A 13,894-nucleotide genomic window follows, 5' to 3' on the forward strand; every position below is an offset into this window, starting at 1 on the left:
GGCGTCGGGGCGTACGCCGACTGAGTCGAGGAGTCGTGCCAGGGCGATGTGCAGGGCGAACAGTCCGGCTTGGGCGTAGGTGGTGTGATCCAGCAGCGCGGCATGCTCCGGGTCGGTGTTGAAGACCACCTGCCGCAGCGGGTGTTCGAGATGCGGATCGAGGAGGGTGCAGACCTCGTCGAAGGCTTCGGCGAAGACGGGGAAGCGGTCGTAGAGGTCGGCGCCCATGCCGGGGCGCTGGCTGCCCTGCCCGCTGAACAGAAACACGGTCTGCCCGGTCGCATCACCAGTCGTCTCTCCGGGCCCCACCAGGCCCGGATGCGGTTCCCCGGCGGCCAGTGCCTCCAGTCCCGCCACCAGCTCCTCACGGTCCTGGCCGATGAGCACGGCCCGGTGGTCGAAGAGCGTCCTGGTCCGCAGCAGGGACCAGCCCACCTCCGCAGCGCTCACTCCCGCATCGGCGTTCACCCGTGCGGCCAACGCCCGGGCCTGGCTCCGTAGCGCCTCCGCCCCGCGCGCCGACACCACCCACGGCACCGGCCCACCCACCGGCTCCACCGAGACCGCAACAGGCTCCACCGCCCCCGGGTCCACCGCAACCGGTGTCACCGGACCCGCTCCGAAGTCCCCGAGCTCCGTCGCGGCCTCCTCGGGGGCCTGCTCCAGGATCAGATGGGCGTTCGTCCCGCTGATACCGAACGAGGAGACCCCCGCCCGGCGTGGATGCTCGCCCCGCGGCCACTCCTGCGCCTCGGTCAGCAGATGGACATCGCCCGCGTTCCAGTCCACATGGGGTGTCGGCTCGTCGATGTGCAGCGAGGCGGGCAGCATCCCATGCCGCATCGCCATCACCATCTTGATGACCCCGGCCGCACCCGCCGCCATCTGCGCATGCCCGATGTTGGACTTGATGGACCCCAGCCACAGCGGACGTCCCTCGTCCCGCTCCTGGCCGTACGTGGCCAGCAGCGCCTGCGCCTCGATCGGGTCACCCAGAGTGGTCCCCGTGCCATGCGCCTCCACCGCGTCCACCTCGGACGGCGACAGCCGGGCGTTGGCGAGCGCCTGCCGGATCACGCGCTGCTGCGACGGCCCGTTCGGCGCGGTCAGGCCGTTGCTGGCGCCGTCCTGGTTGACCGCCGTGCCCCGGACCACGGCCAGCACCTGGTGGCCGTTGCGGCGCGCGTCCGACAGCCGCTCCAGCAGCAGGACGCCCACGCCTTCGGCCAGGGTCATGCCGTCGCTGTTCGCCGAGAACGCCTTGGACCTGCCGTCCGGGGCGAGCCCTCGCAGCTCGCTGAAGCCGATGAACGGTGCCGTGGAGGACATCACGGCCACGCCCCCGGCCAGCGCCATATCGCATTCGCCCTGCCGGATCGCCTGGCAGGCCAGATGCATGGCGACCAGGGAGGAGGAGCACGCGGTGTCGACCGTCACCGCGGCGCCCTCCAGACCGAGGGTGTACGCCACCCGGCCGGACACCACACTGGCGGAGTTGCCGATGGTGAAGTAGCCGGCCGAGCCCTCGGGCACCTGGGAGGCGTCGGAGCAGTAGTCGAGGTGATCGCAGCCGATGAAGGTGCCGGTCCGGCTGCCCCGCAGCGACTCCGGGTCGACACCGGCGTGCTCGATGGCCTCCCAGGACGCCTCCAGGGCCAGCCGCTGCTGCGGGGCCATGCCGAGAGCCTCGCGGGGGCTGATGCCGAAGAACGTGGCGTCGAATCCCGCGGGGTCGTCGATGAAGCCGCCCTCGCGCGTATAACTCGTCCCCGGGTGGTCCGGGTCGGGATGGAAGAGATTCTCCAGGTCCCAATTGCGGTCGGTGGGGAGTTCCGAGATGGCGTCCCGCTCGGTGGCCACCAGTTCCCACAGCTCTTCGGGGGACCGTACGCCTCCGGGAAAGCGGCAGGACATTCCCACGATCGCGACCGGTTCATGCCCCGCGGACTCGACATCCTTGAGACGGCGTTGCGTCTGCCGGAGATCCGCCGTCACCCGCTTCAGATAGTCGAGCAGCTTCTCTTCATTGCTCGCCATGGTCGGCCACCCCCACTTCCCTCGGTCCGGAACGCTGAACGCTATTGGCGGCGGCAGTCGTAACTGCCGTGCAAGGTACTTCCGTCGGGGAAGGTGAAGCTCGTGGAGTTCTTGAAATGCGCTCGACCGAGCACCTGGTAGTCATCCATGAGGTCCAGCTTCACGCCCGATGTCTGCCCCGTGGCATTCGGTGTGATCACCTGGGTGAGGGGACCCTTGAATATCAGGTGGCCGTCCTGCCAGCCGGACGAGGTGTAATTTCCGGAGGAACCCCAGTTGTCGTGGTACTGGTTGATGAATTTCCCGTCGACGGGATTCCAGCCGAAGGTCGAACGGCCGACCACGTTTCCGGGTTCGAGGGTGGCGTCCGTGTAGAAGTAATGCCCGCCCATCGCCCGCTTGGTGGTCAGCTTCAGCACCGCCGCCGTGCCACCCGGCGGCGGGGTGTACTCGCAGGTGTAGGAGCCGAGCAGAAAGTCGAGATCGCGGATCTGCGGGGGAGCGGGAAGCGGATTCCTGCCGCGCGGCGGTTTGGCTCTGGTATCGGGCTCGGCGTTCACCGGGGAGACGGTGAGCGCGATCAGGCTCACGGCGGCCACGCCCACGACACCGGCCGGAACCCGCCGGGTCCACTTCCCCCGCCGGGCCGTGCCATCCGGTTCCCGTTCCTCTGACTTCTCGGTGCGCACACTCGACTCCCAACCGTCAATCGGGCGCTGACCTGCGGCTGAGCCACCTGCCAGGCGACCAGTCCGGATACGGCGACCATCATTTGCGCCGTCACCAAAGTGGGTCTAATGCCCGGCTTGGCCTCCTCCCTGATACGAGCCGATTGATACGAACCGATACGGAAAGGGGCCCGCGAAAGGAGGCGCACTGGCTTCGCGTTAGTCCAGCTTTAGCCCGCCCGTCGAGCATGAATCCGGACCGTGGCGATGAGGAGGATGACGATGAGCGGCTGGCCGGCGCTGGAGAAGTACCTCGATCGGGCACCCACGTCGAAGGAGATGATGGCCTGGATCGAACTGATCGTCAGCCAGGGCATTCGCCGGGCGGGCTATCCGGCCGACGGCTGGACCGAGGAGTGGGCCGCGGAACAGTTCCGGGAGACCGGGCTGGCGGACGTGCGGCTGGAGCCGCTGGACACGCCCATCTGGCGGCCGCGGTCCGCCGCCTTCGAGATCTGGCCCACCGGCCGCCCCGATGAGGCCATCCGCTTCGAGGGACTCGCCCTGCCGTACACCACGCCGACCGGGGGCACCGAAGGCCGGCTGGCGCGGATGGAGGACGGGGAGGTACGGGGCTCCATCGCGGTCCAGGAGATCGGCTTCACGCGGCTGCCGCAGACCGAGGTGCAGGCCCGGGCCACCGGCTCCTACGACCCCGAGGGCGTGTTCCCCGACCTCGTCCAGACCGTGCCGTTCGACCTTCCCCATGTGCTGGACTTCGACATCGCCATCAAGGACGGTGCCACGGCCTACGTCGGCCTGCTCACCGGACTGCCCTGGGAGACCAGCGACTTCTACTGGCCCTATGACGCCGAACGGCGCCCCATCCCCGGCATCTGGCTGAGTGGCGAGGACGGGCAGCGGGTCCGCGAGCTGATGGCGTCCGGGGAGTGCGAGGGCCGGATCGTCTCCGACGCCACCATCACCGAGGAGACCACCCACAATGTGGTGGGCACCCTGCCCGGCGCCTCCGACCACTGGTTGATCATCGGCTCACACCACGACGGCCCCTGGGCGTCGGCCGTGGAGGACGCCTCCGGGGTCGCGCTCGTCCTGGCACAGGCCAAGTTCTGGGCGTCGGTGCCCCAGGAGCTGCGACCGCACAACATGCTGTTCGTGCTGACGTCCGGCCATATGGCCGGCGCCGCGGGCACACAGGCGTTCATCGCGGCACACCCCGAGCTGTTTCCGCAGGTCGTCCTCGAAATGCATCTGGAACACGCGGCACGCCAGGCGGTGGTGGTCGACGGGGAGGTCGTGCCCACCGACGACCCCGAGGTGCGCTGGTGGTTCACCACCCAGGCGCCCCAGCTGGAGCAGCTGGTGGCCGAGTCCCTCGCGGCGGAGGACCTGCGCCGCTCATGGATCCTGTCGCCGACCGCCTTCGCACCGAACCCGGCCACCGACGGCGCCTACTTCTACTACACGGGTGTGCCACTGGTGCAGCTGATCACCACGCCCATGTACATCTTCGATCCGCGGGACACCCCGGACAAGGTGGACGAGCAGAGCCTGGTGCCGCTCACCAAGGGGGCGGCGCGGATCATCGCCGGTACGGCCGGGTGCGAGCCCGACACCCTCCGGGTGCCGATCCAGACCGCGGGGGACGAGACGGAGTAGGGCCACCGAGCCCCGACCGCCCGCGGAGCAGGTAGCAGGGACGGCCCGCCGTATGCCGGCGGGCCGCCACCCGTTTCACACGTCACCTGTCACCCATCGCCCTACCGGCGGCTCGACAGCCGGCACAGCGCCTTGGCGGTGCGGTGCGGATCGCTTTCGGAGCGGGCGGTGAGCATGACCGCCCCCTGCCGCGTGGCGCCCTTCTTCGCGGCCACGGCCACCTCGACATCCACCGATCCACCGGCCCTGGCGGTGGCGAGACGGTTGGGCAGCCACGCGGACCAGCCCCGGCCCACGGCCCTCGCCGACAGCCGGTAGACATCCGAGTCGACCGAAGTGGCGGCCGATTCGGCCCGGTTGCCCGTAGCACGTCCGGTGTTGTCGAGGCCGAAGGTGCACACGGCCCGGGAGCGGGAGGCGTCCCCCTTGGCCTCACCGCGGTGGAGGGCCAGTCCGCGGCGCTGTGGTCCGGTGCCGTCGAGGGACTTCACCGCGATGGTGTACGAAAGCACTCCGGACCGGTCGCGCTTGAGGTCGAGCACATAGAAGTGCAGCCGGTTGGCCCGGTCGATGTACTCGTACTGGCTGCCGGAGTCGGCTCCGGCGTGGAAGAGCGCATCGCTGAGCTGCCGGTAGTCGCCCATGGTGATCTTCTGGGTGGTGCCGTCGGGGCGCCGGAAGTCCACCAGGTCGATGTCCTCGGGATGTGCGTCGACCACCCAGGCGAACGGGGCCCGGTCCTTGTTCTTCGTCTTGGTGAGCAGCACCCCGTGATCCGGGGTGAACGAGTCCATGCCCATGCGGTCGACGATCTCGACGGTGTAGTTGTCGTAGCCACCGCCGTCGCACAGCGGGTCGGTGGCGTTGTCGCAGGACGGCGAGAGATCGCGGCCCAGGGCGATGTTGACCCCGGAGAGCCCCTTCGCACCCGGTGGCGCCGAGCGTGCGGTGACCCGGGCGACGACGAGGCCGGAGCTCTTCAGGGCGTCGCGGTCCAGCCGCAGGACGTTCTTCTCGTCGACGATGCCGAGCTTCAGCTTGTCGCGCAGCACATGCTGGGAGCCCATCGAGCCACCGGCGGTGGCGGGGATCTGCCAGCGGGTGTGCGGCCCGCCGGGGCCGTTGAACGAACCGCGGGAGAGCATGCCCCAGATACCGGTGTACGAACGGCTGAGGGGGGTGCCGTACGGGTTGTTGTAGTTGTCCCCGATGCCCAGGATGTGGCTGAGTTCATGGGCGTACACGGCCATGCCGGAGCTCTCGGCCTGCACCGACGACCCGTCGGCGGCGTTGGGCCAGATACGGGCGGCGGACTGCCAGGATGTCCACGGCACATAGCGGGTCCGGGCGGAGTTGTCGCCCGCGGTGGCCGGTGGTCCCCAGCCGGCGGGTATGTCCGCCGCGCTCGGGAACTTCATCTGGCCGAACTCCTGCCAGGTGGACGACTCGTCCTGTCCGGCCGTGAGGTAGAAGACGAAGTCGAACGAGTCCGCCTCGTCGGCGCCGACATCGGCCACCCAGGCGGCCTTGCCGTCGGCCCGGATGTCCTTGTCGCAGGTGTCCCCGGCCGGGCAGGCGCCCGGGTTCATCGAGTCCTCGACGCCGTACTGATAGGACTTGGCCGGCATGCGGTAGACACCGAAGGCGGTCAGATCGACACCGATGCGGCCGCCGGAGTCCTCCATCCAGTACTCGTTGATGGTGTGACCGTTGTTCAGCGGCCCCGGTGTGTTGAGGAAGTCCTGGTAGAAGCGCGGGAGGCGAGCGCGGGGGATATCGGAGGCGCTGGCCTGGGGATTGCCGAAGAGGGTGGATCCGGCCGGGCGGCTGACCGTGAACTCCTCGTCCGGATAGTCCAGGAGCACCAGCGCGCCCTTGAAGGTGCGCTGAGTGGGTTTGACGTCGGGGTCCGCCCAGCGCGTTCCGGGGACCGCACGGTAGTCGGCCCAGGTCATGTCGTCGGGGTTGCGCCACTGCTGCGGGTCGATCGGCCGCACCAGCGGCGTCCGGGCGGAGCCGGCCGACGGTGTGTCATCGGGGGTGGCCCGCGCGGGTCCGGCGGCGATGGCCGCCGCGGTGGCGAGGACCGTGGCGACGACGGTCATCCGGCCGACGGGTCTTCGGGGGAGTAACAAGGCTCACCTCGTGTCGGGCGTCTTGGAGCTCAGACATGACAAGCCGTACCAGCGGTATGCCTACCGTTGCCCAAAGGTAAGGCGGGGAAAGAGGGGGCGCCAGAGTGCGTCGGTGACGGACGGGGCCATCGTCCGCCGGTTCCGCTCCCGGCTCCCATCGGCTCCGCTCCGGGTCGCGGAGGTCGTCCCGGTCCCGGTACCGGAGGACGGCTGCCGGACCGGCGGGAAAGCGCGATAGCGTGTACAGGCCAACGGGAGCTGCCGCCTGGGACTTCGGCTCAGCGCAACCCGGGAACAGCCCACCCCGGAAGGCGAGATGCGCCCGCGCCCCCGAGGTGAGTCCGCGCTCGCCCGAAGCCGGGCACCGGCCCTGTCTCCCGTCCGGCGCGATTCGTGGATACCAGCACTAGGAGCCCTCTTGACCAGCCCAGAACAGCGCATGGCTGACCTGCTCAAGACCTTCGGTGAGCCTGCGGCGAACACCGCGTACCTGCTGTGCGACAGGCACCCGGACGACGCCGTCGCGTTCACTGTGGTGGGCAAGGACCTGACCGGCCACGACATGACGTACGGGGAGCTGCGTGACCGTTCGTCGCGTATGGCCGGTGCCCTGGCCGCCCTGGGAGTCGGCGTGGGCGACCGCGTCGCGACCTTGATGGGCAAATCCGCCGACCTGCTGGTCGCGAGCCTTGCGATCTGGCGGCTCGGGGCCGTCCAGGTGCCGCTGTTCACCGCGTTCGCCCCGCCGGCCATCGCGCTGCGGATCGCGGGCAACGACACCAAGGTCGTGATCAGCGACGCCGACCAACGCCCCAAGCTGGACCCGGAGTCGGGCTTCCCCGGCGAGCGCCCTTGGCGGATCGTCACCACCGGACCCGTCACCGGAGCCGACCTGTCCTTCGCGGAACTGGCCGAGGGAGACGCCATGCTGCCCGAGCCGGTGGCCGTGGGCGGCGACGGCCTCATCGTGGAGCTGTTCACCTCGGGTACCGCGGGCACCCCCAAGGCCGTCCCGATCCCGCTGCGGGCCGCCGCGGGCTTCGCGATGTACCAGCAGTTCGGCCTGGACCACCGGCCCACGGACGTCTTCTGGAACGCCGCCGACCCGGGCTGGGCGTACGGCCTGTACTACGCGCTCATCGGGCCGCTCGCCCTCGGGCAGCGCGCACTGCTGCTGAACGGCCTCTTCTCCGCGGAGTCCACCTGGGAGGTGCTCTCCCGCTTCGGGGTCACCAACTTCGCCGCCGGGCCCACCGTCTACCGCAAGCTGCGCGCCTCCGGCATCCCCGCCCCCGGCGATCTGCGGCTGCGCTGCTGCTCCGCCGCGGGCGAGCCGCTGCCTCCGGACGTCGTCGACTGGGCGCTCGAGACGCTCGGGGTCCCCGTGCGCGACCATTACGGCTCGACCGAGCTGGGCATGGTGATCGCCCACGCCTGGCACCCGGCCCTGCGCGACGACATCAAGCGAGGCTCCATGGGCCGTCCGCTGCCCGGCTGGGGGGTGAAGGTGCTGCGCGAGGACACCAACTCCGCGATGGCCCGTGTGGACATCCCCGGCCGGATCGTGGTGGACATCGAGAACAGCCCGCTGATGTGGTTCAAGGGATACCGCGACGCCCCCGAGCAGACCGCCGAGAAGTTCAGCCCCGACGGGCGCTGGTTCTACACCGGGGACACCGCCTCCCGCGATGAGAAGGGCCATCTGTTCTTCTCCGGGCGTGGCGACGACATCATCCTGATGGCGGGCTACCGCATCGGCCCCTTCGAGGTGGAGACCGTGCTGCTGGAGCACGCCGCGGTGGCGGAGGCCGCCGTGGTCGGCGTACCGGACGAGGAGTACGGCGAGGTCGTGGAGGCGTTCGTCGTGCCGCGTCCCGGGACGGAGGCGGGCGACGCGCTCGCGGCCGAGCTGCAGCAGCTGGTCAGGGAGCGGTACGCCAAGCACGCCTATCCGCGGAACGTCCACTTCGTGGCCGAGCTGCCGAAGACCTCCAGCGGTAAGACGCAGCGGTTCCTGCTGCGTCCGCAGCAGCCCTCGCCCCGGCGCCGCTGAGCGGCCTCCCGCGCCGAGGCCGCCTCCGCGCATGACCCGGTGCCGTACCGCGTACGCCCCGGAGCCCCGTGCCGCGACACGGGGCGCCCGGGGCGTGCCGATGTCCGTGAGGTCACTCGCGGGACCGGGAGAGCGCCTCCCGCACCGCCTCCTCCGTGCGCCCCACCACCGCCGTACCGTCGTCCGCCGTGATGATGGGCCGCTGGATGAGCTTGGGGTGCTCGGCGAGCGTCGCGATCCAGCGGTCCCGAGCCCTCTCCTCACGCGGCCAGTCCTTCAGCCCCAGCTCCTTCGCGGCCGCCTCCTGGGTGCGGGTGATGTCCCATGGCTCCAGGCCGAGTCGGCCGAGCACCTCGCGGATCTCGTCCTGGCTCGGCACGTCTTCGAGGTAGCGGCGGACGGTGTACCCGGCCCCCTCCGCGTCGAGCAGGGTGAGCGCGCCACGGCACTTCGAGCATGCCGGATTGATCCAGATCTCCATGCCGTACACGGTATCGCGAGCCCGCTTCGTAAATGGCGCCTGACCAGGGGCCTTTGTCGGTGCCCGGCCGTAGAATGGAGGCAGTTGAAGGGAAGGTTTCCCGACCATCTCAGGAGGCTGCCGATGGCCGTTGCCGCACCCCCTCTTCAGGAGCTGCCGAGCTTTCCGACCCTGCCGAAGAAGCGGATGCCCGCCGGGCGTCCGCGTGAGTGGTACGAGTCCCACAACCGCCGTCTGAAGGCCATGCGCCTGGCCGTCGCGCTGCTCAACTCCGGTGTCTACCGCCCCGAGCAGGCGCCCAACCGCAAGATACGCTCCACGGCCGCCCGGATCGGGGTGCATCCGCCCTCCGACATCACCTGCCGGATGGTGCGTTCCCTCATCCGTACCGATCACACCGACCGCCCCGCCCGCAGTTGAAACCGCCGGCCCGCCGCGCCTTCTCGGAGCGCGGCGGGCCCGGCCCGGCGGCGCGCGGTCACCGCGTCAGCGTCAGCCGTACCCATGGCTGCGTTTGCTGTCAACGGTTAACCGAAAACGGCTAACGGTTTCCCGAGAGCGGGAGCAGGCCCCAGCAGGCCGCATGCACCGACAGCGCGAAAGGAAGCGGCCCCTTCCAGGAATGGCGCGGTCTCGTTCCCTGGTGGGAAAGGAAGGGCGGAGAGTGGAAGGGAGAAGGGCGAAGAGGGCCGGGGAAATGTTCCGCGGATAGCCGCGCCGGCGTTCCGGATATCCGGCGGCGCGGACCATCCTCGGAGGTTCCGCACCTGCCCCCCCTCGCGGCTCCCGCCGCCTCTCCCGTTGCGAGGGGGCAGGTGCGGGCGCACGCTCTCCTTGAAGGAGGGAGGCGGCGATGACACAGCAACCGCCGTCGGAGGTGGTCGACCGCCCGGTCGTCGGCTCGTTTCCGACCTACGCCGGCGCCCAGCGCGCGGTCGACTTCCTCTCCGACAACAAGTTCCCGGTGGAACACACGGCGATCATCGGCTCGGACCTCCGGATGGTCGAGACCGTGCTCGGGAGGATGACCAGGGGCCGTGCGGCGCTGGCGGGGGCCGGTACGGGGGCCTGGTTCGGACTGCTGGTCGGGCTGCTGCTGACCGTATTCGCCGCCGGGGCCAACAACGTGATCGTGCTGCTGGTGAGCGGTCTCGTCTATGGCGCGGTGTTCGGCGCGATCTTCGGTTTCGTCGGGCATGCCATGACCCGGGGGCAGCGCGATTTCTCGTCCCGCAGCCAGATCGTGGCCGCGCGCTATGACGTGGTCGCGGACGCCGAGGTCGCCGATGAGGCGAAGAACATGCTGGCCAGGCTCGCGATGCAGGAGAGCTGAGCGGCTTCCGAGGGTCTTCCGGGGGTCCGTGCACATACTAACGGTATTAGGAGTAAGGTGTGGCTCCGAGAGATCACACCGACCCCCGAGGAGCGAGGGTGAACACCGGCAGGAGTGTGCGCGCGGACGGAGTCCTTCCGCGGCTCCTGCTCGTCGTCGTGCTCGCGCTCGGTGTTTTCGTCATGCACACCCTGGGCCATCCCGACGGCGGATCCGGTCCGGGTGGAAGCCCCTCGGCACACCATGCCTCCGGTGAGCTGCGCCCCGCGCCGTACGGCGGCGACCGCGACGACGGTACGGCCGTCACCGGCTCCGGATCGCATCGGGCGGCGCCTGCTTCGTCCGCCGAGGCCGGGCATGCGCCGGCCGCGCCCGAGACAAAGCCATACACAAAGCCACGCGCACCCATGACCGGGATGGACATGGCCTCGCTGTGTGTCGCGGTGCTCGGCGTCTGGGTGCTCGGAGCGCTCCTGAGTGGGGTGCTCAGCCGCCGCGGCGGTCCCCCGCTGAGGCTCCCCGTGGCGTCGGCCGTCGTCGCACGGCCCGACCCTCCGTCACGCGGACCCGACCTCACTGCCCTGTCTGTTCTGCGGATTTAGGCCGAACCGCGCGCAAAGCGCCGGTACGCCCCATGGAACAGTCAATACTTGGCAAAAAGAGGTATATCGACATGACCGCATTCACGCATGTCCCGCGTCGGCCGCTCCATCGCCGTCTCGCACTCGTGGGCGCCGTCGCCGCCGGAGGGCTGCTGCTCGCCGGGTGCGGCGGGAGCGACGACATGAAGGGCATGGACCACGCGGGCACGAAGGAGTCCGCCGCCTCCGAGGCGACCACGGGCTCCGCGGCGGGCACGTTCAACGACGCGGACGTCCGCTTCGCGCAGATGATGATCCCGCATCATGAGCAAGCCCTGGCAATGGCCGCACTGGCCGATGACCGGGCCTCGGACGCGCGGATCACGAGCCTGGCGGGGCGGATCGAGAAGGCGCAGGGCCCGGAGATCGCCACCCTGAGGTCCTGGCTCAAGGGTTGGGGCAAGCCGGAGAAGGCGTCCTCGGGCGGTATGGGCGGCATGGATGGCATGGAGCATGGTTCAGGCAGTAAGGGTGATATGGGCGGAATGATGTCCAAGAAGGACATGGGGAAGCTCGAGGCCGCTCAAGGACCCACCTTCGACCGCGTCTTCGCGAACATGATGATCGACCATCACCAGGGCGCGATCGCCATGGCGAAGGACGAGAAGAAGAACGGCCGTGACGCCAAGGCCAAGAAGCTCGCCGACGACGTCGTCAAGAACCAGTCCACCGAGGTCGCCACCCTGCGAACCCTCCTCGACCGGCTCTGATCCGCATCCCGCTCCGCCGCCCCGGGCCCCGTGGTCCCTCCGCGTGGCCCGGGGCGGCCACCGGGGCGCGCAGGGGCGCTACCCCATTCCGGGGGCGCAGCCGAGCAGAGGAGGCAGCAGCGGTACGGCCACCGCGGCCGCCACTGCCACGCCGCACAGCGCCGGATGCGGACGCCGCCGGGCCTCCAGCATCCGCCGCAGCCGGACCACGACGTCCGGTCCGCCGACGCTGAAGGCCTCGCCGGGGGCGTGGCCCGCCGCCATCGCGTACAAGGCGGAGACGAGCGCTTCGCGCGGATGGCGGCGCAGGGCCCGGTCGTCTGCGGCCATCTCCAGCAGAAGTGCCGTCTGCGCCCTGGCCTCGCGCGCCAGCGGCAGCCACCGGAACACCCGGGCGAACGCCTCGGTGGCCGCCAGCGCCAGGTGGTGGCGCCCCGCGATATGCGCGCGCTCATGCTCCAGTACGGACTCCAGCTGCGCGGGGGAGAGCAGTCTCAGTGCACCCGCGCTCACGACGATCCGCGGCCTGCGGCCGGGCAGACAGTACGCCGCGGGCGTGTCATGGTCCAGCACGGTGGCGCGCCATCGCGCCGAGCGCCGGCCGACCAGGTCCAGTACGCCCCGGTGGCGGGCCCGCACGCGCCGGGCCCGCAGCAGCTCATGGCCGAAGCAGACGAGCGGAAGCAGTGCCACCAAGGCCGGTGCGGCGATGGCCGGAACGCCGACCGGGCCCGTGCCCGGGATGCGGGCGTCGAACGCCAACCCACAGAACCGGAGCAAGCCGGACATTCCATTATGAAAATACCAAGTTGGGGTGACGAGGTGATAAGTGGTCAGAGCCAGCGCGATGGTGAACGACAGGACCAATCCATGCCAAACGGCAACCGCCAAGCCGGGTGCGCGATACGGCCAGGCGCTGCGCGCCAGTGCCTTCGGGGCCATCGAGCCGACCACGGCGGCGTAGCAGCCCAGGGCGAGGGCGGCGGTCACGCCTGGGTCCGCCGCCCCGCGGCCCGCAATGCCTTGCGCAGCGCGCTGACCTCCTCCGGGCCCATCTGCTCGACGAAGTGGGCGAGGGCGGCGGGGCGGTCCTCGCTGGTGCCGAGCGCGTCCTCCATCAGGGCGGCGGTGTACTCCTCGCGGCTGCGGACCGGTGAGTACACCCACGCCCGGCCCTCCTTGGCGCGCAGCAGCCAGCCCTTGTTGTAGAGGATGGAAGCGACGGTCATCACCGTGGTATAGGCGACCGGGCGGTGCTCATTGATGTCGTCCACGATCTCCCGCACTGTGGTGGGACGCTGCCAAGCCCAGAGGCGGTCCATGATCTCCGCCTCGAGCTCCCCCAACCGTCGCATGGACGCTTCCTTCCGCCGTTAGTACGGAGGCCCATAGTAGAGACCCCTCGGGGAGGCCCCGCACGCGGCCGTCGGGAAATCCTCAACTCGCCCTGCCCGCGATACGCTTGACGCCACGCGCATTCAACATCCGCACGGTTCGAGGGAAGGGAAGTCCGGGTGACTGGTCTCAACAAGGGGCTTCGGAAAATCGAGGTGGCGCTCAAGTGGGATCCGAGCCCCACCGGTGAGCCGCCCCATGATCTCGACATCGTGGCGGGGACGTACCGCGCCGCCGATCCGTACGGTGAGCCCGCGTATCTCGTCCACTTCGACAGCCGCTCACCGGACGGCACCATCAACCTCAACAGGGACAGCCGCACCGGTCAGGGTCTCGGCACCGACGAGTCCATGACCCTCGAACTCGAACGGCTGTCGTCCGAATACTCGCGGGTGGTCGTCGGGATAGTCATCCAGCCGAACTCGGGACGGAAGGCGTTCGGAGATGTTCCGAACACCAGCGTCCGGATTCTCAACGGATACACCGAGCTCATTAAGAGCGACTTCACCGGTGTCTCAGAAGCCACTGCCGCCACGGTCGCGGTATTCACCCGGGACGACTCGGGGGAATGGGGAATGCAGAGCGCCATTCGTGGATTCGACACGGATCCCGAAGACTTTGGGCGGCTCATGGGCCAGGACTATTCCTGAGGGTCCCGGCGGCCGGGGTCCGGTGTGGCGGGGGGGGGGGGGGGGGGGGGGGGGGTGGGGGGGGGGGGGGGTGGGGGGGGGGGGGGGGGGGGGGGGGGGGGGGGGGGGGGG

At 69.9% G+C, this 13,894-nt stretch carries 12 protein-coding genes and 1 pseudogene; 7 read left to right on the forward strand and 6 right to left on the reverse strand.

From position 1 onward, the window contains the following. The coding region (locus tag ACFYOY_RS48550) for a type I polyketide synthase (RefSeq protein WP_388594486.1) at positions 1 to 2,037 on the reverse strand (2,037 nt) is incomplete at its 3' end. 41 nt (positions 2,038 to 2,078) lie between these two features. Then, entirely contained in the window at positions 2,079 to 2,726 is a 648-nt protein-coding gene (locus tag ACFYOY_RS48555) for a hypothetical protein (protein ID WP_388594489.1), read from the reverse strand. Positions 2,727 to 2,987: 261 nt separating this feature from the next. On the opposite strand from ACFYOY_RS48555, the gene ACFYOY_RS48560 reads away from it, so the two are divergent. Further along, complete coding sequence (locus ACFYOY_RS48560) at positions 2,988 to 4,385, forward strand: M28 family peptidase (RefSeq protein ID WP_351906225.1); 1,398 nt, start codon at positions 2,988 to 2,990, stop codon at positions 4,383 to 4,385. Positions 4,386 to 4,486: 101 nt separating this feature from the next. Here ACFYOY_RS48560 and ACFYOY_RS48565 read toward each other — a convergent pair whose 3' ends face one another. After that, a complete protein-coding gene (locus ACFYOY_RS48565; RefSeq protein WP_351906228.1) occupies positions 4,487 to 6,490 on the reverse strand; it encodes a M6 family metalloprotease domain-containing protein in 2,004 nt (667 codons plus the stop codon). Between the two features lie 448 nt (positions 6,491 to 6,938). On the opposite strand from ACFYOY_RS48565, the gene ACFYOY_RS48570 reads away from it, so the two are divergent. After that, positions 6,939 to 8,573, forward strand: a complete 1,635-nt coding sequence (locus tag ACFYOY_RS48570; RefSeq protein WP_351906231.1) for an AMP-binding protein — start codon at positions 6,939 to 6,941, stop codon at positions 8,571 to 8,573. Positions 8,574 to 8,685: 112 nt separating this feature from the next. On the opposite strand, the gene ACFYOY_RS48575 is transcribed toward ACFYOY_RS48570, so the two are convergent. Beyond that, the gene (locus ACFYOY_RS48575) at positions 8,686 to 9,054 is read right to left on the reverse strand and encodes an arsenate reductase family protein (protein WP_388594492.1); all 369 of its coding nucleotides are present in this window, start codon (positions 9,052 to 9,054) and stop codon (positions 8,686 to 8,688) included. Between the two features lie 123 nt (positions 9,055 to 9,177). Here ACFYOY_RS48575 and ACFYOY_RS48580 point away from each other — a divergent pair, with 123 nt between their 5' ends. From ACFYOY_RS48580 to ACFYOY_RS48595, 4 genes are all read left to right on the forward strand, one after another. Next, positions 9,178 to 9,474, forward strand: a complete 297-nt coding sequence (locus tag ACFYOY_RS48580) for a hypothetical protein (protein ID WP_351906236.1) — start codon at positions 9,178 to 9,180, stop codon at positions 9,472 to 9,474. A gap of 433 nt (positions 9,475 to 9,907) precedes the next feature. After that, on the forward strand, positions 9,908 to 10,387 hold the full coding sequence (locus tag ACFYOY_RS48585) for a general stress protein (RefSeq protein WP_351906239.1): 480 nt from the start codon (positions 9,908 to 9,910) through the stop codon (positions 10,385 to 10,387). Between the two features lie 98 nt (positions 10,388 to 10,485). Beyond that, positions 10,486 to 10,989 (forward strand): hypothetical protein, encoded by a 504-nt coding sequence (locus ACFYOY_RS48590; protein WP_388594496.1) that lies wholly within the window; start codon positions 10,486 to 10,488, stop codon positions 10,987 to 10,989. 71 nt (positions 10,990 to 11,060) lie between these two features. Next, positions 11,061 to 11,738 (forward strand): DUF305 domain-containing protein, encoded by a 678-nt coding sequence (locus ACFYOY_RS48595; protein ID WP_388594498.1) that lies wholly within the window; start codon positions 11,061 to 11,063, stop codon positions 11,736 to 11,738. Positions 11,739 to 11,816: 78 nt separating this feature from the next. On the opposite strand, the gene ACFYOY_RS48600 is transcribed toward ACFYOY_RS48595, so the two are convergent. Next, entirely contained in the window at positions 11,817 to 12,527 is a 711-nt protein-coding gene (locus ACFYOY_RS48600; protein WP_388594501.1) for a M56 family metallopeptidase, read from the reverse strand. 197 nt (positions 12,528 to 12,724) lie between these two features. After that, positions 12,725 to 13,093, reverse strand: coding sequence for a BlaI/MecI/CopY family transcriptional regulator (locus ACFYOY_RS48605; RefSeq protein WP_208519283.1), 369 nt, complete (start codon positions 13,091 to 13,093; stop codon positions 12,725 to 12,727). A 156-nt stretch (positions 13,094 to 13,249) separates the two neighbouring features. On the opposite strand from ACFYOY_RS48605, the pseudogene ACFYOY_RS48610 reads away from it, so the two are divergent. Continuing rightward, positions 13,250 to 13,783, forward strand: a pseudogene (locus ACFYOY_RS48610) (TerD family protein); the annotation flags it as partial. Positions 13,784 to 13,894 lie beyond the last annotated feature (111 nt).

The organism is Streptomyces sp. NPDC007875 (genome assembly GCF_042868035.1).
Classification (GTDB): Bacteria; Actinomycetota; Actinomycetes; order Streptomycetales; family Streptomycetaceae; genus Streptomyces; species Streptomyces antimycoticus.